This is a genomic window from Petrotoga sp. Shatin.DS.tank11.9.2.9.3, from assembly GCF_003665005.1.
Classification (GTDB): domain Bacteria; phylum Thermotogota; class Thermotogae; order Petrotogales; family Petrotogaceae; genus Petrotoga; species Petrotoga mobilis.
This window is the reverse complement of the sequence record NZ_JGVT01000006.1, coordinates 245,364-265,678: the sequence shown is the minus strand read 5'-3', so window position 1 is coordinate 265,678 and position 20,315 is coordinate 245,364. Positions and strand designations below refer to the sequence as shown.

The following is a 20,315-nucleotide window of genomic DNA, read 5'->3' as shown; positions in this document are numbered from 1 at the left end:
TATGGCTAAGAATTATTTGATTGGAATAGATATCGGTAGTTTTTTTCTAAAGGGAGTACTTTTTGAAATAGAAGAAGATGGAAGTATTGTGCCAATTTCACTGAGTAAACTTCCAGTGGACGGTATCATTAATGGTGAAATACAAGATATGGAATCACTACGTAGATCAATTGAAACGCTTATAGAAAAGTTGAACCAGGAGTCTCCAAAGAAGATTAAAAATCCAGAAATTATTGTAGGATATTCCACTAACTCTTTGAATATCACAGAAGAGCATTTTACTGTTGAGTTTAGCAAAAGGACAGAAATAAGAGAAGAGGAACTCAGAAACATCAAGAAAAGCATTATCAAAAAATACACAGACGAGGGAAAAATAATTTTAGATTCAAACTTTGTGAAGTTTCATATCGACGAAAAAAAGGTAAAAAATCCAGTTTCTTTTTTTGCTGAAAAATCTTTAACTACAACACTAAACATTGTATGGGTAGATGAAAATTCCTTTTCGCTGTTAATTAACGTCTTAAAAGATATTGTCTATACTTCTGAAATTCCTATATACGATTCAACTTTATCGAATAGTTATATAATTACCACCCCCAACGATAGAAATGTCGGCATCACTGTGATAGACTTTGGGTACAATTCTTGTAGAATAATCATCTTTAAAGATGGAATTCCAAAATTATTCTACACTTTTCCGTATGGAATTAAATATGTATTAAAAGATATCTCCAATATACTCAAGGTTTCTGAAAGAGAGGCACATAGGTTATTGGAAGAGGAAGGGGCATGTTCAAGAGAAACGAAAACAATGAAAAAGGTGAATTTCCAATTATTGACAGGTAGTGGGTATTCTTATGTTCCTCTAAGTCTTTTAAATAAAATTATTTTTGCTCGAGTCAGAGAAATTATAAGCAGGTTAAATGGCGAACTCTCAAAAATAGGTTATGAAAGAACTTTTGAAGTAGGTGCTTTACAGGGAGGAATAGTATTGACCGGGGGAGGCTCGAAAATAAAAAATATTGAAATCACCGTTAAAGAACTGATGGGTGAAAATTTCAGGAAAAGTTCCATAGTATCTTTTGACTCGTTCAAGAACATTCCAGAAGAATTAGCTAAGGATCCGGAATTTCAAACTGTTTTTGGGTTAATAGAAAGGTACAGAATCGATTTGTTAGAAGAAAATCTTTATGAAAAAAACAAAGAGACGCGTTCAGAATCCTCCAAAAGAAATAAATCTTCCAAAAAAACAACATCCACCTTAAAGACTTTTTTTAAGAAAATAACGGGAGGTGAAGAAGAAGATGCCCTTTGAAATGGAAGAAATCAACAAACGAAATAAATTGTTTAGTAGGAAAACGAGTTATAAGATAAAAGTAATAGGCGTTGGAGGAGCAGGGAATAATGCTATTCAAAGAATGATAAAAAAAGGCATTGATGATGTAGAACTGATTGCTGCAAACACGGATGTACAGGTATTAGAAAATAATGACGCACCTACAAAAATTCAATTGGGTAAAGAACTGACAAAAGGTCTAGGTGCCGGTGGAGATCCAGAAATTGGTAAAAAATCAGCTTTAGAAAGTCAGGATGATTTAAAAGAAACTTTGAAAGATACAGATCTTTTATTTATAACCGCGGGTTTAGGGGGAGGTACAGGAACAGGGGCTGTACCTATTATAGCTGATTTAGCTACACAAATGGGTATTTTAACTGTGGCAATAGTTACCTTACCTTTTCACTTTGAAGGATCAACAAAAGAAAGAATAGCTTTGAAAGGGTTTCAAGAAACTAAAAAGTATGTGGATAGTTTAATTAAAATATCAAACGATAAACTTATAGATAACGATGATGATATTCCGATTGACAAAGCCTTTGAGAAAGCTGATGAAATACTTATTCAAGCAATTACTGGTATTTCCGATTTGATAACCAAACCAGGTATGATCAATTTAGATTTTGCAGATGTAGCGTCGGTATTACGCATAAAAGGTTCTGCGATGCTTGGTATTGGACTTGCGAAAGGAGAAAAAAGAGCTGAAGAAGCTATAAAAAATGCATTGAATAGTAAAATTTTAGAGGATCCTGTAAGGAATGCAACAGCTGCTTTAGTAAACATCGCGGGTAAGACTCCAACCACACAAGATGTCAAAATTGTCAATGAAATTTTACGTTCATACGCAATAGATGATGCACGACTAAAAATGGGAATTACAATTATAGATTTGCCTCCTGAAGTTATTAAGGTAACGGTTATAGCATCCGGTTACGACAAACTGCCTGGAGAAGAAAACTATCTAGATCTTTATGAACAACCAGCATTATATAGACAGTTTGGAAAAGGTGTGGTTGCCGAAGAAATATCCAGATTGAACAAGTATTTGCAAGATCATGTAGAAGAAACTTCAGGAGAAGAAGTCCAACAACAATAATAATGAAAAGGAAACCCTCTAATTTCTACCTCTTGTATAATAAAGACCTAAAGAATTATGAAGTAGAAGAAAATATTTTAGACAACTTTTTGAAACAATATGACGATGAAAATATTACAGATTTTCATTTTGAGCCTCATGAAGGAAAGGTAGATGTTAAAGCCAGATACTGTGGAGATTTAATAACTATAGAAACCATGGGGGCATATGAATACGAAGTAGTGCTAAATAAATTGCTTATCAATTGTGGGTACGATATAGTAAAAGATTTTGAAAATATTGATGGTTCTTTTCGTTTCCAGAACATCAATTATAGAGCTTCCTTTGTTAGATCTTCTGGTGGAATAAGTTGTGTCTTAAGAAAATTGAGAAACATAAACGACATTAAAGTTTTCATGGGACCAATGATTCTTTCTAACGTCGAAAAATTAATTGATCAAAAATCAAAAATGCTTATTTTTTCTGGTCCTACAGGGTCTGGCAAAACTACAACGATGCAATACATAGTTAATAAGTTCAAAAAAAGAAGAAAAGTTCATAGCATAGAAAATCCAGTAGAGTATATTAATCCAGGTATAATTCAAATAGTATCAAAAAACGAGGAAGACAAAGCAGATATTTTAAAATATATATTGAGACAAGATCCTGATTTAATAGTTGTGGGCGAAATTAGGGAGGAAAATTTTGCAAAATTGTTATTTGAATCTTCGATAACAGGTCATTTGGTATTTTCCACGTTACACGCTAAGAATGTTTTTTTAGTGCTTCAAAGGTTGAAGATGTTTGGAATAGAAGTAAGAAATCTCTCTGAAAGCTTAGATCTCATCCTTAATCAAAGATTAATCCCTAAAAACTGTCCTTTTTGCCAAGGAAATGGATGTGAACACTGTTATAATACAGGGAAAAAAGGTTTTATAACTGTTTTTGAAGGTTTGATAATTTCAAAAAATTTGAAAAGAGACATATCACAAGGTAAGAGTATTAATTTTGTAAGTGAAAAATACAAAGATTCTGATTGTTATATAGATCCGTTGCCCACACTTCGGGAATTTTTTAATAAAGGGGTAATCAATGAAGATCAGTATTTAAGTAACTTATCTTCCTTCTAAATAATATTGAAAATAGTGAGATGAATTCATGCAATATTTTTCAAAAAGCCCGGAAGAATGGCAAAAGTATGATGAAGAAAGGAAAAAAGAAAGAGAAAGAAGAGAACAATCTAAAAAAAGAATAATTAGATGGACATTTTACATCGTTATATTTTTGTCCATGTTAGTGTTCATATTTATTATTATGGGGCGTAGAGGTTCAAGATTTGATTTACCTTACAATGTAGTTATAAAAGGGATTCATATCAATTTAGAATCAAAAGAAGAATATTACTATCCAGATAATTTAGATATAAAAGTTACTATACAAAATACCAACAACAATGATTCTCATGTAGAAATTGATAACTTTTCATTTTTGATAGTAAATCAGGAAAGTTCTGAGGTTGAATACAGTTATGTGTTCTCACAACCTGTAGAAGCTGATATCTCACCGTATAAAACAATTTTAGTTTTTGACCTGTTAAGAGAAAAGGAGATTTCAGATTTAGAAAAAGGAACCTATGAAGCCCGAGTGTCCTTTATCTTAAATGACGAAAGTGTAAATCTTGTTAAAACCTTTGAATACAATAAAGGATTGATTATAGATGTTTCTGCTAAAGAGATGTTTTACTTAACTACGGAATTCCCTTCTATTAGCATATTAGCAATAAATGGGACCAATGAAACCTTTAACAAAGAATTATTTGGAACGCTAACAATAAAACAAAAAGAAAAGGTTATCCATTCACAGAAATTTTCCTTTGGAACATTAAATTTGAATCCTCTGTCTTCGATACCTTTAGATTTTGAAATCAATAAAAATTTCGATCCAGGAAATTATTATTTATTATTCGAATTTGATTCTTTTGAGCAAACTTATGTAACCACTTTGAATATAGTTAATCAAATAGATAGAAATTACAACGATGTTTCCCTTTTAGTTTATGTTATTTCGGCGGCCTCAAGAGGAGATCAGCTTTATTTTGAAGGTTTACTAAGAAATTCTAATGAAGAACCAAAAGCCTTTGAAATTTCACAAGTGATCTTTAGGTTATTCTATGAAGGACAGCTAATTTATAATTACGAGAATAACGATTTATCTCGAGTATATATAACAGAATTGGGAACGGCTAAGGTATTTGATTTATCGAACGTTAAGACTATAAATTTAGATAGATCAGGAGAGTATGAAATTCAATTCAGTGTAAATATTGGGGATAAGACATTTTCAAAGAAACATACAGTGAAAGTTTATTAAATTCACCTAACTCCTTTATCCTAATAGAGGAAAATTAAAACAAATGAGGTTAAAATAATGTACGGATACATATCTATATATTTTACTCCAACAGAAGAAGAGAGGAAAAATTACCTATATTACTATTGTGGATTATGCCATTCTTTGAAAGAAAATTTAGGAGAATTTTACCGACTCACGACGGTAAAAGAAGTGGTTTTCTTTTCCATGTTGAACAACCCTGTTGAGAATATAAACGAATTCAGATGTCCATATGTAGGATTAAAAAAACGATTTAAACCTGAAAATAATTCTTTTATGACACCTTATGCGTATCTCAATTTGCTTATAATCTATGGAAAACTTTTAGATTACAATTTAGAAGGGAAACCAGTTCCAAAGAAAATTTTGAAAAAGTTGGAAATGAAGTTACTTGAACAGTTTGATCCCACAACTATCAATGAATACAAACATCTATTAAAAATGCAACAAAGGGTAGAAGAACAAAATTTAGATTTGGATGATTATGCCAAACCATCTCAAGGAATTATGGAGATGTTATTCGATGAATTTTTCCCTCAAGGATATCCAGCAACCATGCCTGTTGTGACAGCTTATTTGCTATATTTGGTAGATAGTGTGTACGATTTTAACAAAGATATAAAAAAAAGAAATTTTAACTCTATAGCAAACTCTTTTGGGGTAAAAAAATTAGATGAATTAACTCAAGATCAAAAAGAAAGAATTTTATTTACTTACGATTTATGTTCAAAAGAGTTCTTAGAAAATGTTGAAGAAGTCGCAAATTTTAACAAGCATTTAGTAAAAAAGCTAGCGACTTTTTCTTTGATATATCACAGAAATTCTGTCACAAAAATTTTAGATGGAGGAGAAATTGATGAAAGAGCAACAAACCATTCTAGAGCAAATAAAAAAGGGAGAGTTCAAAAACCTATTTTTAAAATATAAGGAAGATGAAAAGTTTAGAGAAAAAATGGATACTTTTAGAGCTGGTTACTATAGCTATGGAAGAAGTGGATGTGGTAATTGTTTAGAATGTTTAGGAGCCACTGTCTGTTTAGATACCCTTTGTGAATGTGGTGGCGGAGATCTTTGTAATTGGTTTTAAAAATTTATGAATTTAGTTATAAAAAATCCCCTTATAAAGACAGCTTTTTTGGTTATCCTTTTTTTCTTGCTATTCCTTATGTCAAGATATTTGAGAATTGCTCCCACTGTGGTTAGTTTAACTCTTCCTCTGGGAGTTTTCTTTTTAGAAAAAAGATATGCATTTATCTTCAGTATTTCAATTTTCTTTTTAATATTTATCAGTGGATTTGTTGTTGAAGCAATTGGAATATTTTTACTCTTTTTTCTTCCGATCCTTGCTTATATTGTTGTAGAAAAAAGGTTATTCAAACACTTATTTATTTCAATTCTTTCGATTCTTGCCTTTTATCTAATGTTTACCTTTTTTGGTGAACTTCTTCCGGATTTTGCAACTCAGGGAAAAGGGCTATTCTTTATAATATTTATTTATTTGATATTTACCAATATTTATGGGTATTTATTGAAGAGATTGAAATGTGAGATTTCTTCCTTACTCCAAAATTTTTCTAAAAAACAATAATACAATCAACTGGTTATTTTAAAAAAGGAGAAGATTTGATATGCTCAATGGTATAACAGACGTACCAGGAATAAAAGTAGGACACTATACTGACAATAAATCCTTAACAGGTTGTACGGTAATTCTAGCCGAAAATGGGGCGGTAGGTGGGGTTGATGTCAAAGGTTCAGCCCCAGGTACAAGAGAAACTGACTTACTAAAACCGGGGAATCTTGTTCAAATGGTACACGCTGTCTTATTAACCGGGGGAAGTGCTTTTGGCTTAGATGCAGCAAGTGGGGTCATGCAATTTTTAGAGGAAAATAGTATAGGTTTTCAAACAAGTACCGTGAAAGTCCCCATAGTACCTGCTGCAGTTATTTACGATTTGGATATAGGAGACCCAAACGTTAGGCCAGATAAAAGATCTGGTTATATTGCAGCAAATTTAGCAACATCAAATTGCGTTGAAGAAGGATGCGTTGGTGTAGGAACCGGGGCACTCGTTGGTAAGGCGGCAGGCGTTAATAGTGCTATGAAAGGTGGGGTAGGAAGTTACTCCATTGAATTAGGTAACGGGATAATAGTCGGGGCGATAACGGTTGTGAACGCTACAGGAGATGTTTACGAAGAAGGGGAAATAATAGCCGGAGCTATTGATAAAAACAATAAATTTTTGAATATATCTGAATATATGAAAAAATCGACTTTTAATGCTAATCCGGGTGAAAATACAACTCTATCTGTCGTAGCTACAAATGCAAAATTGTCCAAAGAGGAAGCAAACAAAGTGGCTCAAATGAGCCACGACGGAATGGCAAGAGCAATAAGACCTGTTCACACCATGTACGATGGAGATGCTATTTTTTGCTTGTCTACGGGTGATTTACCAAGTGACGTTACTTTAATTGGTGAAGTGGCAGCAGAAGTGGTAGAAATATCCATTATAAGAGCTATCAAATCGGCAAGAAAAGTTGGTAATATTCTCAGTTACAAAGATTTGAATCCTAGTAAAAGATAATTCCCACTATTCCTGTCATAATTATTATAAAAATCGGATTTAATTTTGTGAAAAACAGGAGCATCAAAACCCCAATAAATATGAGAAAACTCGCCAAATTTACGATATTAGTGATTCCAATTGTATACGCTGAACCAAGTATCAACCCGATAACAGCAGGTTTTAAAAATTTAAGAATATTTTGTTGAGTATCGCCATTTCCATTCTTAAAATATCTGCCTACCAGTAATCCTATAATTAACGAAGGTAATATAACAGCAGTTGTTGCGACCAAAGAACCAACTATCCCAAAAACCCTATACCCAACAAAAGTAGCACTATTTACTGCTATTGGGCCCGGAGTAACCTCTGATATAGCTATTAAATCGAGAAATTCTTGAAGCGGGATCCAACCTCTTCTTTCCAATTGTGTTTGAATTAGTGGAATCATAGCGTAACCACCGCCAAATCCAAATAACCCAATTTCAAAAAAAGAAAAGAACAGGCCAAATAAAGTTCTCATGACTTTTTTCTCCCTTGTGGCATAGAGTAAAGGCTCCCTAAAATGAAGGCGATAACAATTATATAAATAGGATTAATTTTAAATATTCCAATTGCAACAAAAGCCCCTGCAGTTAATAAAACTAAAACGATGGACCATTTAACCGATTTTGATAAACTTATTGCGGCGTATACAATAAGTGCGGCTATAGCAGGTCTTATACCTTCAAAGGCACTTTGTAAAACGCTGAGGCCCGCTGTTTTCGTAAGGGTAAAAGCTATCGCCAATATTATTATAAAAGAAGGTAAAGAAACCCCTATTGTTGATATAACTGCTCCTAAAACTCCATTTATATTGTATCCCACTAAAATAGAAATATTGATAGCCACGGCTCCTGGTATAGTTTGAGTTAAAGAAACAGTGTCTGTAAACTTATCCTTTTCTACCCACTTTTTATTTTCTACGACTTCTTTCTCTATTAAAGGAATCATTGCGTACCCGCCACCAAAAGTGAAGAGCCCTATTTTGAAAAATGTGATGAACATTTTTAACAATAATTTTGATCTGCCTTTCTCATCCATTTTTATTATTCTCCCCTACAATTTCAATTCAGTAAAGAATCTAAAATGATCAGCTCTTATCAAACTTTCCCTGAATTCTACCAATCTATTTTCTGAATCATATGTGTATCTTGTGGTTTGAAAAAGGGGAATATTTTCTTCAATTTCTAGCAGTTCTTGGGCTTCTAGTGAAGGAAGAACTGGTTCAAGATATTCTTTTGCATTGACACATCTTATTCCTTCTCTGGCAAGTAAATCATACAAGGGTTTTGTTTTCAGATTTTCATTATCCACTTTTTTTAAAAATTCGACAGGGATGTAAGAGGTTTCCAATATTAAAGGAATTTCACCAACTAATCTTAACCTTGTAATCTCCCATAATTCTAGGTTTTCAAATTCATCAACATCTTCCAAGCCAGAGACGTTTTTTACCGATATAAGTTTAGTATTAGAATTTTCAAGTTTATTAGCTATACTTTTTCCAAAACTGTAAAACTTTAAAAGGCTTTGCTCCCATAAAAGAGTTTGAACTTTATACCCTCTTCCTTGGTAACTTTTAATTGTCCCTTGCTGTTTCAATAAACTTAAAACTTTTCTTATCGTAGTTCTTGTTACATGAAATTCCTCCGCCAGTTCATTTTCCGATGGAAGAAATGAGTTCATTGGATATTCCCCTTCATATATTCTTGAAACTATTTTGTCAGCAATCCTTTGATAGATTGGCGTTTTATAATCGGCCATTTAAATTACCTTCCTTCAATAAAGATACACAAATATGTCTACTCATACTTGTATATACAAATTATATCAAATAAAAGGAATCAAGTCAAGAATTCTCAGAGTAATCTGAAAATATGAATGATTTTCTAAGCAAATTGATTAGTGGTAAAATAATATTAGCAAAAATTCGAATGCTATTATTAATCAATATATTAAAAAAACATTGATTGTCTTAAGTGTGGGAGCCACACAAAAATTCAAAAAATAAGGTAAGTTATCAGCAACTTTTTTTATAGAAAGACATTCAGACTAGTTGTTTTATGGAGATTTAAAGAGGTTCAAATGCAAAATATGTTTTGAAGAAGATGAGAATTGAAAACGACCATAATCCTATTGAAACATCAATTGCAGAAATATTTTCATTTAGTATATAAATGAGCAACATTGGTAGCTGCAAAAGATTCTGGTTTTATTTTATAATCATATCCCAGACCCTTCACATAGCCAGTGACAACATTAAAAACCTCTTTTGATCTACCGTTTAAACCTATATCAAGGTGTATTTCTGGCTTTATTAAATTTAAGTGATTTTCGATAAATTCTGCGGTGTTTAAACTAAATTCTGCTTCTCTTATCAATCTTGAGTACATATCATATGATCTACGTTCGTGAGTGACATAATAAAAATAAGTAGCCCCATTACCTACTTTGTAAATTACTATAGCGGTAGCAAAAGTTACCACTCCATCTCTTGCATGGCTATCTGTTCCCACCCAAACTTTGTAACTTTTGTTTTCTAAAAATAATTTAATGAAATTAGTCAACTCTTTGAATTCTACAGTGCCTATAGTTGGATTCTTTAACTTGAAAACGTTACCCCCTTTTTTTAGATAAGTTTTTTTCAATTATACACCAAAAAGAAACGATTTGTATTAAAAATTCTTAAGATTAATTAAGAATGCTTCTTAAATTCGAATTAAAAATTTGGTATAATATCTTAAAGCAAACGAGGAATATGGGGGAGTATAGATTGATCAAAGCATTTTTATGGCTTTTGTTAGTTACTATAATATGGGGTTCTACCTTTCCAATTCACAAGGTAGTGTTAACAGATCTTCAGACCTTGCCTTATTTGTTTATCAGGTTTGCTATTGCGGCTGTTTTGTCTTTCCTTATTTGGAAAAAACATTCTTTCAAATATGGGGCAACCTTAGGAATAATTTTAGGATTAGCACATGCCTTTCAAACTTATGGAATCAATTTTACAGATGCTTCAAAAAGTGGATTTATTACCTCTTTATATATTCCATTTACCCCTATAATTTCTTATTTAATTGAAAAAGAAAAACCCAACTTCATTCAGTGGTTATGTTTTCCTTTGTCTTTGTTAGGTTCTTACATGCTTTTTGGAGGTATTTCAGGATTTAATTTTGGGGATTTCTTAACGTTTTTGGGTGCCGTTTTGTTTGCAGTTCATATTGTTTTAATAACAAAATTTTCAAAAGTTGTTGAAGAAACTTCGCTTTTAGCTTATCAGTTTTTATTTGCTGCTATAATCAATGTATCAATTTCATTCAATTCTAGTTGGAAATTAGGTGCTCCAATTTGGTTAACAGCTATATACACTGCGATAGCTGCGACCATAGTTGTGAATTTTCTGCAAGTTAAATATCAAAAGGTAATTGGTTCTAATTCAACCGTTCTTATATTCATTGGAGAACCAATATTTGCTTCGTTATTTTCATTTATTTTTTTAGGAGAGAGATTTTCTGGATTGCAGATGATTGGAGCTTCAATTATGATTGGAGTAATAATTTTAACTACTTTTTCGTACAGAGTTAATAAATATTTGAAGAAGAAAGTAAATTTAAAAGAGCTTTAAGAAAGAGGAGGATTTTTAGTGAGATACATAGACATCAGAAGTGATACCGTTACGCAACCTACTCAAGAGATGAGAGAAGCAATGTTTAAGGCAGAAGTTGGTGATGATGTTTACGATGAAGACCCAACGATGAAAAAATTAGAAAAATACGCTGCAGAAGTAGTAGGAAAGGAAGATGCACTTTTTGTTCCTAGTGGAACGTTTGGTAACCAACTTTCTATCTTTACGCATTGTGAAAGGGGAAATGAAGTTATCCTTGATGATAGTTGCCATATTGTTGTTCACGAAGTCGGAGCAGCTTCGGTAATCGCTGGCGTACAATTGAGAACTATAAATAGTGATAAGGGAGTTATGTCACCTAAAGATATTAAAAATAGAATAAGAAAGGGAGAAGATGATCTACATTTCCCATCTACGGGTTTGATATGCTTAGAGAATGCCCATTCCAATGGAAGGGTTGTGACTCTTGAAAATATGAAAGAAATATCTGAGATAGCTCATGAGAATGGGATCCCCGTTCATTTGGATGGAGCTAGGTTGTTCAACGCTGCAACCTATTTGAATGTTGATCCCAAGGAGATAACTCAGTATTGTGACTCAGTAATGTTTTGCCTTTCAAAGGGTTTATGTGCTCCTGTAGGTTCTATTGTGGCTGGGAGTAAAGATTTCATCCAAAAGGCCAAAAAGAAACGCAAACTGATGGGTGGAGGTTTAAGGCAGGCTGGGTTTTTAGCTGCAGCAGGGTTAATAGCCCTTGAAAAGATGAGATTCAGACTAAAAGAAGATCATGAAAACGCCAGATATCTTGGAGAAAGGCTGAGTGAAATCCCTGAAATTTCTTTGAACTTAGACGATACTCATATAAATATGGTTTTTTTCAAAATAAATAAAGATATAAATTTTGGGGAAATGGTATCGTTTTTTTTAGAAAAAGGTATCAAAATAAATCCACCAGAAAATGGAAAATTTAGATTTGTAACTAATTATTGGGTAAGTAGAAAAGATGTGGATTACATTGTTGAAACAATGAAAGAATATTTAAAGAAGTGATGAAAAAAATGTCTAATTCAAAGAAAGCGGTAGCTTTACGGTATAAGCAAGGAACGGATCAGGCACCTAAAGTCGTTGCTAAAGGTATCGATTCAATAGCCAGAAGGATCATAGAAATAGCTGAAGAGGGAAACATACCAATAGTTAAAAGCGAAAAAGCTGTCGAAGAATTTTATGGTTTAGATTTAGATGAAGAAATTCCTGCCGAATTGTATGAATTAGCCGCCGAAATAATTGCTTTTGTCTATAAGTTGGATAAAGAGTTCAGTTAGTCTCAATTACTTTGTATATCGTACTACCTGAACCAGTCATCAAAGCAAATATAATCCCTTCATCCTTTTCGATGTCTTCCTTTTTTTGTTTCAATTTAGGATATTCTTTGAATACCACTTGTTCGAATACGTTAAACGCATTTTGTTTAGCTGTTATAATATCGTTATTTTTTAAGGCTTCGTATAGTTTGTATGGATTACCAAAATGGTTTATACTTTCCCAATTTTGATCAAGTTTTTCATACATTTTTTTAGTATCAATATTATATTTCATCTGGAATATTTTTATATTTAATTTTAAAGGTTCCAAAAGTTCCAAAATTTCTCCTTTACCTTTACCTATAGCGGTTCCACCTTTTAGCAAAAAAGGAACATCACTCCCAATTTTGCGACTTATTTCGAATAAGTCTTTTTCTGATATTTTAAAATTCTTTGAAAGGAAGTTTAAAACAGCAGCAGCGTCGGCACTTCCACCCCCTAGTCCTCCACCCATAGGTAAATTCTTAATAAGCTTAATTTTTAAGTTAAAATTGTCAAAACCCGTTTCTTTTTTAAAGGTCTCTATGGACTTTTTTATTATATTATTATCCCATGAAATATTTAAAGGAGGTTCTGATTCGAATATTTCACTTTCAGAAAAATCAATAAAAATATCGTCGTGTTCGTTAATAGATTGGAAAAGGGTTAAAATATTATGGTAATTATCTTTTCTCCTACTAATTACATCTAAGTAAAGGTTAACTTTTCCAAAGGCTTTTAAATGCATTTAACTCCTCTTTCATTCGTTTGTCTCTTCTTCTTTTAACATGGCTTCTTCGTCTTCGAAAGCCATGGGTTTTACAATTGGAAAAGGTATAATGTCGCGAATAGTTGGAGTATCAGTAAGCAGCATACAAACCCTGTCAATACCTATTCCTAGTCCTCCAGTTGGAGGCAAACCATATTCTAATGCCCTAATGAAATCAAGATCCATCATTTGAGCTTCTTCATCGCCCAACTCTTTCAGTTCCATTTGCTTTTTAAATCTTTCAAATTGGTCTTGAGGATCGTTCAATTCAGAAAAGGCGTTCGCTATTTCATTGCCCTTTATTATTAATTCAAACCTTTCGGTTAACCTTGGATCATCTTTTTTTCTTTTTGCCAGTGGAGATAATTCGATAGGATAATCCATAACAAAAGTAGGTTGAATTATCTTATCTTCGACTAAATCCCATATTTTATCGAGGTAATGGTATCTGTCTTCTATTTCTACCTCTTCACCCTTGTTTTTCAAAAACTCTTTCAGTTCCTGATCACTCGCCTCGACTATATCTATTCCAAGATTTTCTTGTATGAATTCTCTCATCTTTATTCTTTTGAAAGGAGGTGTGAAATCTATTTCTTCTCCTTGGTACATAATCTTTGCTTTGTTGTGAACTTTTTTGGTAATGTTGTACAAGAGATCTTCGGTTAGTTCCATCATATCGTTGTAGTCAGCGAAAGCTTGGTACAATTCAATAGATGTGAATTCAGGATTATGTTTGTTTGAAACACCTTCGTTTCTGAATATTTTCCCTATTTCATAAACTTTCTCCATCCCACCTACGACTAGTCTTTTTAGATGTAATTCCGTGGCTATGCGTAAGTACATATCTATATCATATACGTTTAGATGGGTAATAAAAGGTCTTGCATTTGCTCCACCCATTATACTTTGAAGAACTGGGGTTTCAACTTCTAAAAAACCTTTGTTGTTTAAATACTCTCTGATGTATTTTATGATTAAAAAACGTGTTCTGAGGGTTTTAATGGTGTCATCGTTTGCGATCATATCCACATATCTTTGCCTATATCGAACTTCTTTATCTTTAAGGCCATGCCATTTTTCAGGAAGAGGGCGAATAGCTTTTGAGAGTAATTCTATATCTAAAGCCAAAAGAGTTAATTCGCCAGTTCTCGTTTTGAAGGGATAACCTTTTATTCCTATCCAGTCTCCAATATCAATATATTCTTTGAAAAAATCATAGTTTTCTTGCCCTACTTGATCCAAACGGATATATACCTGGATACGTCCAAATTCATCTTTTAAATCAGCAAAAGCAGATTTACCATGTTTTCTCAAATTCATCAGTCTTCCGCCAAAATTAAAAACTTCATCCGGTAATTGTTGGCCAGCCTCTATTTTACTATCGAAAAGGTCTTTGATCTGTTGGGAATTATAATTTTTTTGAAAATTGTACTTATACGGATTGTATCCTTTTTCCCTCATTTCTTTTAATTGATGCATTCGTATATTTCTAAGGTCCATACTTTGCCTCCTGCTTGGTAAGGTTAGTTTTGTGATCTATGAAATCTTAGCTTATCTCTTTGATTTCTATTTTTTTTGAACTTCCTCTGGCGGTTTTAATGTTGATAACTTCACCTTTTTTCCTTCCTAGTAATGATCTTCCAATAGGAGATTCAATACTGATCTTATTTTCTTCTATATTTGCCTCTTGAGGGGTAACTAGAACGAATTCCTGCTCTCTATTCAATCTATAGTCTTTTATTTTCACTTTTTTCCCCAAACTTACGGTAGAGTTATCGTGGTTGCCTCCATTTTCAATTATTTCTGCATTGTCTAATATATAATCTATCTCTTTGATTCTGGAATCTATCATTCCTTGTTCGTTTTTTGCCTCTTCGTACTCACTGTTTTCTGAAAGATCTCCCAATTCCCTGGCTTCTTTAATTCTTTCGGCAACTTCTCCCATAAGTCTTTTTTTAAGCTCTTCTCGTTCCCTCTTTAATTTTTCGTACCCTTCTCTGGTTAGTTGGTATACTTGTTCAGCCACTTTTGTATCGCTCCTCCCATTTCTAATAATGGTGATTAACTATTTTTTAATTCTCTTATAGCTTGTAAAAAGCTGTCTAAATCTCTAAATTCTTTATACACGGAAGCAAATCTCACATAAGCTACCTGGTCGATTGATTTCAATTGCTCCATAACCTTATCACCAATTTCAGAAGAATAAATTTCTGAATTGCCACTTCTTCTTAATTGTTCTTCTATATTATCAACAATTTCTTCGATTTGATCAGTACTTACAGGCCTTTTTTCACAAGCTTTTAAGATCCCGTTCATTAGTTTTTTTCTATCGTAAAGTTCTCTTCTGCCATCTTTTTTTATTATTCTTATCCTTGTTTGCTCGTATCTTTCATAAGTTGTAAAGCGCGCTTGGCATTGCAAGCACTCTCTTCTTCTTCTTATGGAAGTGCCGTTACTAACTGGTCTTGAGTCCAGAACTTTAGTTTCCTCGTAACCACAGAAAGGACATTTCATAATTATTGCACCACCATTTTACCTAAATTAGGTATTTTTTAGAGATTCGGCAATTTTTGAGATTTTTTTTAGTTTGTTGTACAAGGTAGATTTTTTCATTGATAAAGATTCTGCCATGTTACTCAAACTTGCATCTTCATTTTCTAATCTAAAAGCAGCAATTTGTTTTAGGTCGTTTGGTAAACTATCTATACCAATGCTTTCTTGAATAATTTGTATATCGTTAATTTGCTTTATTGAGCTATGAGCCGTTTTTGATGAATTAGCAGATATTAAATTAATAGTCCTTGTGACGTTGCTACGTAAATCCCTTATATCCATTAATTCACTAAGTTCTTTTACTTTTTCTTTGGCGTTGAGAAGCTCAAGGATATTCAAAATGTCATCGCGTGATTTTATGTATACTTTTGAGCCCTTACTTCTATTTAAAAATCTGGCATTTACCCCTAAAAGATTCTTAAATGTTCTAACTAAATCCTCTTTAAATACATTGTTAGTTTTCAAATTAAATTCTAAATGATAGGATTCTTTTACTGATATAGATCCACAAGACAACAATAAACCTTTAATAAAAGATCCAAAAATTACTGGATCTTTTTTTAAAGGTGGGGAAAATTTATTTTCATTTAGATAAAGGTTGTTTTTCTTTAATATTTTATATATCGTTTGATAGTTTAAGAATATAGAACCTGTTCCACCAAGATTTAACCTTTTTTCGTTGTTAAATTTTACTTCAAATTTTTCTGTGAAAGAAAATTTGCACAGTTTGTATAATCTTTTAAAACTATTCAAAGATGTTATGGATATTTTTATTAATTTTTCAGTTTCTTTTTCAATAATTTCACCTTTTCCTATGAAAAAACCATAGAACTCAGCTTCTGGGAAAATGTAATCACTGTTCACAAGGCTTAATTTTAAAGCTTCTGAAAATGAATTCATAGAACGCATTTTAAAATCAACTCTGATGTTTTCTTTGGATCATGTCTAATTTTCGGTTCCTCATCGTTTATAATATAAACCAAATCAGATACCACTACTCTTCTATCTTCTTCCATATCCAACTTTACCGGACTAGATCCCATTTTCTGGTATCTTTGAATTATTTCATTTGGTAAATTTGATTTATTGGCTATGATGTAATCTAATTCTTCGCCTAAATAATTTTCTAGTTCTTCAACATGATCTTTCAAAGAATAATTGGTCGTTTCCCCTGGCTGTGTCATAATATTTGCTATATATAATTTCTTTGCTTTGCATAAATTGATTGCGTTTCTTATTCCGTCTACCAATATATTGGGGATAATACTCGTATATAAACTGCCAGGTCCAAAAACTATTATATCAGCTTTTTGAATTGCCATAACGCTTTCATCAAATGCTTCGGCATTGCCGTCCAACCAGATTCTTTTTATATTTTTGTTTTTCAACACAATTGATGTTTCCCCAAAAATGATTTCGCCATCGTCAAGTTCTGCTACAAGTTTTAGAGAGTCCAAAGAAGCAGGAAAGACCCTCCCTTTTATTTTCAGAGCTTCCGACAATGTTTTGATAGCTAAGGGAAAATTATTGCCGTTAATTCTAGTTAATGCTAGCAAAATTATGTTACCGAGATTATGATTTTTTAAGAATCCTTCATTAAATCGATATTTAAGTAATTTAGTCAGAAAGGTTTCTTGTTCAGCCAAAGCTAAGATATTGTTCCTAATATCTCCTGGCGGTAATATATTAAAATCTTCACGCAATATACCGGAACTTCCTCCATCATCTGTAACGGTTACTATGGAAACAATATCTATATCTTGATTCCATTTCAATCCCCTTAATATTTGACTTGTTCCCGTTCCACCACCAATAGTTACAATATTTTTCACAGCATATCTACCCACCTGACGAATATTTCCATGTTATCGTTCTATATCTCTGTGATCTATGCTTACTTCTCTTCCTTCTTTTTTTAAAATTTCATAAACCTTTTGGGCAATGTAAACCGATCTATGTTGGCCTCCGGTGCAACCTATGCAAAAATATGCTTCTATACGGCCACTTTCAGAATATTTATCTTGAATAAACTTCGCTAAATTAGCAATCTTATCAACGGTTTCATGAGTTTCTTTAAATTTTTCAAGGAATTCCATTACTTTCATATCTAAACCAGTTAGTTCATACATCTCTGGAAAATAAAAAGGATTTGGAAGATATCTCACGTCAAAAACATAATCAGAGATTGGCGGAATACCATTTTTAAATCCAAAGCTGATAAAATTTAACTTTAGTTTTTTCATATCTTCTTTTATCATCTGAAAGAATCTTTTTTTAAATTCAGTTGGTTCAGTTGAGGAAGTATCGATAACTATGTCACAAGAACTCTCTATTTCTGACATAACTTTTATTTCTTCATCAATGGCATTCTCTAAGGAAAGACCTAACGGATGGGTTCTTCTCGTTTTTTTGTATCTATTGATTAGTTCACTTTTATCAGCTTTTAAAAAGACTTTATGAATTTCCATAGTACATTTGGCTAAACTTTCAACATTTTTAAATAATTCGATCAATTTTTGGGGATCTTTCCATCTAATATCACTTACTATAGCAAGTTTTTTGACATTGCTAGTGCATAAAATATTTAAAAAAGATTCTATTAAATGAGGGGGTATGTTGTCAACTGTATAGTACCCTTCGTCTTCTAGAGATTGTAACAATAAAGTTTTACCTGCGCCAGATAAACCGGTAATTAAAAAAACTGTTGGTTTTGTTAGCAATGTTATCAATCGCCTTTTATATAGTTTATAATACGATTTTTTTAAAAATAGGGTGATACTTTACGTCTTTCATAAAAACTTTGGAAAGAAATTTGAATTTTTCTAGGTTGCCAGTAACTAAAAAATTTACTTTAATTTTCCCATCTATTCTCTCTAATTTGATCTCATTTTTTAAAAAATCAACAACCCCATCTGCAGGATCAACGATGGAAGAATTTGTGTATTTTCTAATTTGCTTTTCTAAAATTGGATAATGGGTGCATCCTAATATTACTTTGTGGTACTTAGATTTGGAATCTTGTAAATAAAATCTCAAAACTGACTCTGCCATCTGTCCATCCCAATAACCTTCTTCTATAAGTGGAACGAACAATGGGCATGCCTTTTCTTCCAGATTGGTTATTTTTTTGCTTATAAGAGCTTCCTTATAAGCCCCCAAATTAATGGTGTTCTCGGTGGCTAACAAAAGAACAGTATCGTTTCTTTCTATTGTTTTTATAGCGTTGTCAATTATACTTACATATGTGAAGTTATAATTTTTCGTGTCGAAATTGGTTTTTTTTACAATGGAATCTGTTGTATTACATGCAGAAATTAGAAAATCAACTTTCATCTTTTGAAAAAAAGAAAGTATGTTTTTTAAATTTTCTCTTAAAAAAGGAATAGGCTTTGAACCATAAGGTACATTTAAATTATCAGCTAAATAAAAATACTCATGATTACCAAAATTTTCTATCACTTTTTTTAAAACCGTTAAACCACCTATTCCTGAATCAAAAAGTCCTATTTTCATAATTGGAAAATATCTTACCCCCATTGAATACTTTTACTTTGTTCATCGCTACCTTCATCATTGCTTTTAAGTGCGGTATTCAACATATCACTGAACTTATCAACCATTTGTTTGATTTCTTGTTTCGTTCTTATACTGTTTAATCTTTCATTTAGAAGTAATAGGAGAAAGATATAATCCACTTCTTCTCCACCGATTTTTTTTGCATAGGTTTCAACTTCCGATTTTATGTTTTCTAAAATTTCTTTTATAACATCCTCGGGTTCGTCCACTTTATATTTATAATCTTTTCCTAAGATTTTTACTTCAATTGAGCGATAATTCTTCATGATTTTTCATCCTTAAATGATTTTAATGAATCAATTAATAACGATTTTGATCCGGTTCATCTTGGAATGAAGTATTTGAAGATGCCGGATTATCAAATTCTCCAGTTCTAAACTCATCTCCTAATCTTGATATAAGTGAACTTTTTAACTGGTTTAGATGGTTTTCAATTTCATCATTCTTTCTTCTTAATTCTTCCAATTCACGTCCCATCTCTTCTTTTTCGTTGTTTATTTTTTCGTATTCGCTGAACAATTCATCGTACTGAGTTTGAAGATCGTTTTTTTCTTTTTTTAGTTCGTTGTATTTGTCGGCCAACGTTTCTAACATATTTTCCAGTTCCTTCAAAACGTCCATTTTGTACATTCCCCCTTTATTAAAATAATTTGTTGAAGTGAAACTAAAGCAATTATAACACAGCTAGATGAAAAAAAACTAAAAATACGCATATTTTTTAATTCTAAAACTAAAAAAACTAAAAGAGGCATAGCCTCTTTTAGTCTCTTGCTTTAACCAAAAATTTAATTGCCGTTCTCTCTTCCCCTTCAATTTCAACATCTGAAAACGCTGGAACACAAACTAAATCGATTCCGCTCGGAGCTACGTACCCCCTGGCTATTGCTATAGCTTTAACAGCTTGATTAACTGCGCCGGCTCCTATAGCCTGTAACTCAGCGCTTCCTTTATCTCTAATGATAGCAGCTAAAGCACCGGCAACAGCAACAGGATTTGAATTAGCAGCTACTTTTAGTACTTCCATTTCTGCCATGAATGATACCT

24 protein-coding genes are annotated in these 20,315 nt (G+C 32.3%); 9 read left to right on the top strand and 15 right to left on the bottom strand.

Going from position 1 to position 20,315, the window contains the following annotated elements; translation table 11 throughout:
* Nucleotide 1: 1 nt before the first annotated feature.
* From BZ25_RS07940 to BZ25_RS07905, 6 genes are all read left to right on the top strand, one after another.
* Entirely contained in the window at nucleotides 2-1,315 is a 1,314-nt protein-coding gene (locus tag BZ25_RS07940; protein ID WP_012208029.1) for a cell division protein FtsA, read from the top strand.
* Nucleotides 1,305-2,432, top strand: a complete 1,128-nt coding sequence (gene ftsZ / locus BZ25_RS07935) for a cell division protein FtsZ (RefSeq protein WP_121514399.1) — start codon at nucleotides 1,305-1,307, stop codon at nucleotides 2,430-2,432. The genes BZ25_RS07940 and ftsZ overlap by 11 nt, the downstream gene beginning before the upstream one ends.
* 2 nt (nucleotides 2,433-2,434) lie before the next feature.
* Nucleotides 2,435-3,541: a GspE/PulE family protein gene (locus BZ25_RS07930; RefSeq protein WP_121514398.1), complete on the top strand. Its 1,107-nt coding sequence runs from the start codon at nucleotides 2,435-2,437 to the stop codon at nucleotides 3,539-3,541.
* A gap of 28 nt (nucleotides 3,542-3,569) precedes the next feature.
* Nucleotides 3,570-4,781 carry a hypothetical protein gene (locus BZ25_RS07925; protein WP_121514397.1) on the top strand — a complete coding sequence of 404 codons (1,212 nt, stop codon included), beginning with the start codon at nucleotides 3,570-3,572 and terminating at the stop codon, nucleotides 4,779-4,781.
* A gap of 57 nt (nucleotides 4,782-4,838) precedes the next feature.
* Entirely contained in the window at nucleotides 4,839-5,729 is an 891-nt protein-coding gene (locus BZ25_RS07920) for a DUF5685 family protein (protein WP_012208025.1), read from the top strand.
* Between the two features lie 701 nt (nucleotides 5,730-6,430).
* Entirely contained in the window at nucleotides 6,431-7,390 is a 960-nt protein-coding gene (locus tag BZ25_RS07905) for a P1 family peptidase (protein ID WP_121514395.1), read from the top strand.
* Here BZ25_RS07905 and BZ25_RS07900 read toward each other — a convergent pair.
* From BZ25_RS07900 to BZ25_RS07885, 4 genes are all read right to left on the bottom strand, one after another.
* The gene (locus tag BZ25_RS07900) at nucleotides 7,377-7,892 is read right to left on the bottom strand and encodes a chromate transporter (RefSeq protein ID WP_103065358.1); all 516 of its coding nucleotides are present in this window, start codon (nucleotides 7,890-7,892) and stop codon (nucleotides 7,377-7,379) included. The two genes, BZ25_RS07905 and BZ25_RS07900, sit on opposite strands and share 14 nt — an antisense overlap.
* Entirely contained in the window at nucleotides 7,889-8,452 is a 564-nt protein-coding gene (locus tag BZ25_RS07895) for a chromate transporter (protein WP_121514394.1), read from the bottom strand. The genes BZ25_RS07900 and BZ25_RS07895 overlap by 4 nt, the downstream gene beginning before the upstream one ends.
* Nucleotides 8,453-8,467: 15 nt before the next feature.
* On the bottom strand, nucleotides 8,468-9,172 hold the full coding sequence (locus tag BZ25_RS07890; protein WP_121514393.1) for a GntR family transcriptional regulator: 705 nt from the start codon (nucleotides 9,170-9,172) through the stop codon (nucleotides 8,468-8,470).
* Nucleotides 9,173-9,570: 398 nt separating this feature from the next.
* Entirely contained in the window at nucleotides 9,571-10,056 is a 486-nt protein-coding gene (locus tag BZ25_RS07885; RefSeq protein ID WP_121514392.1) for a ribonuclease H-like YkuK family protein, read from the bottom strand.
* A gap of 125 nt (nucleotides 10,057-10,181) precedes the next feature.
* Between BZ25_RS07885 and BZ25_RS07880 the strand changes: the two genes are divergently transcribed.
* From BZ25_RS07880 to BZ25_RS07870, 3 genes are read left to right on the top strand one after another with little or no spacing between them, the layout of a single operon-like run.
* Entirely contained in the window at nucleotides 10,182-11,033 is an 852-nt protein-coding gene (locus BZ25_RS07880) for a DMT family transporter (protein ID WP_233546274.1), read from the top strand.
* 18 nt (nucleotides 11,034-11,051) lie between these two features.
* Entirely contained in the window at nucleotides 11,052-12,083 is a 1,032-nt protein-coding gene (gene ltaE, locus BZ25_RS07875; protein WP_121514390.1) for a low-specificity L-threonine aldolase, read from the top strand.
* A gap of 8 nt (nucleotides 12,084-12,091) precedes the next feature.
* The gene (locus BZ25_RS07870; protein WP_121514389.1) at nucleotides 12,092-12,355 is read left to right on the top strand and encodes an EscU/YscU/HrcU family type III secretion system export apparatus switch protein; all 264 of its coding nucleotides are present in this window, start codon (nucleotides 12,092-12,094) and stop codon (nucleotides 12,353-12,355) included.
* Here the strand turns inward: BZ25_RS07870 and ispE are convergent.
* The 11 genes from ispE to BZ25_RS07815 form a co-directional block, all read right to left on the bottom strand.
* The gene (ispE, locus tag BZ25_RS07865; protein ID WP_121514388.1) at nucleotides 12,348-13,121 is read right to left on the bottom strand and encodes a 4-(cytidine 5'-diphospho)-2-C-methyl-D-erythritol kinase; all 774 of its coding nucleotides are present in this window, start codon (nucleotides 13,119-13,121) and stop codon (nucleotides 12,348-12,350) included. The genes BZ25_RS07870 and ispE overlap by 8 nt on opposite strands.
* 12 nt (nucleotides 13,122-13,133) lie before the next feature.
* Nucleotides 13,134-14,642: a lysine--tRNA ligase gene (lysS, locus tag BZ25_RS07860; protein ID WP_121514387.1), complete on the bottom strand. Its 1,509-nt coding sequence runs from the start codon at nucleotides 14,640-14,642 to the stop codon at nucleotides 13,134-13,136.
* Nucleotides 14,643-14,688: 46 nt separating this feature from the next.
* On the bottom strand, nucleotides 14,689-15,168 hold the full coding sequence (greA, locus tag BZ25_RS07855; protein WP_012208012.1) for a transcription elongation factor GreA: 480 nt from the start codon (nucleotides 15,166-15,168) through the stop codon (nucleotides 14,689-14,691).
* A 35-nt stretch (nucleotides 15,169-15,203) separates the two neighbouring features.
* Nucleotides 15,204-15,656 (bottom strand): transcriptional regulator NrdR, encoded by a 453-nt coding sequence (gene nrdR / locus BZ25_RS07850; RefSeq protein WP_012208011.1) that lies wholly within the window; start codon nucleotides 15,654-15,656, stop codon nucleotides 15,204-15,206.
* Between the two features lie 27 nt (nucleotides 15,657-15,683).
* The gene (gene whiA, locus BZ25_RS07845) at nucleotides 15,684-16,604 is read right to left on the bottom strand and encodes a DNA-binding protein WhiA (protein WP_103065350.1); all 921 of its coding nucleotides are present in this window, start codon (nucleotides 16,602-16,604) and stop codon (nucleotides 15,684-15,686) included.
* Nucleotides 16,592-17,527 carry a gluconeogenesis factor YvcK family protein gene (yvcK, locus tag BZ25_RS07840; protein WP_121514386.1) on the bottom strand — a complete coding sequence of 312 codons (936 nt, stop codon included), beginning with the start codon at nucleotides 17,525-17,527 and terminating at the stop codon, nucleotides 16,592-16,594. The genes whiA and yvcK overlap by 13 nt, the downstream gene beginning before the upstream one ends.
* Before the next feature lie 33 nt (nucleotides 17,528-17,560).
* Nucleotides 17,561-18,424 carry an RNase adapter RapZ gene (rapZ, locus tag BZ25_RS07835; RefSeq protein WP_012208008.1) on the bottom strand — a complete coding sequence of 288 codons (864 nt, stop codon included), beginning with the start codon at nucleotides 18,422-18,424 and terminating at the stop codon, nucleotides 17,561-17,563.
* A gap of 16 nt (nucleotides 18,425-18,440) precedes the next feature.
* Nucleotides 18,441-19,208 carry a glutamate racemase gene (murI, locus tag BZ25_RS07830; protein WP_158245422.1) on the bottom strand — a complete coding sequence of 256 codons (768 nt, stop codon included), beginning with the start codon at nucleotides 19,206-19,208 and terminating at the stop codon, nucleotides 18,441-18,443.
* Between the two features lie 14 nt (nucleotides 19,209-19,222).
* Nucleotides 19,223-19,537, bottom strand: a complete 315-nt coding sequence (gene zapA, locus BZ25_RS07825; RefSeq protein WP_012208006.1) for a cell division protein ZapA — start codon at nucleotides 19,535-19,537, stop codon at nucleotides 19,223-19,225.
* A 34-nt stretch (nucleotides 19,538-19,571) separates the two neighbouring features.
* Nucleotides 19,572-19,892: a hypothetical protein gene (locus BZ25_RS07820; RefSeq protein WP_012208005.1), complete on the bottom strand. Its 321-nt coding sequence runs from the start codon at nucleotides 19,890-19,892 to the stop codon at nucleotides 19,572-19,574.
* Nucleotides 19,893-20,031: 139 nt separating this feature from the next.
* Entirely contained in the window at nucleotides 20,032-20,295 is a 264-nt protein-coding gene (locus BZ25_RS07815) for a stage V sporulation protein S (protein ID WP_041534184.1), read from the bottom strand.
* Nucleotides 20,296-20,315 lie beyond the last annotated feature (20 nt).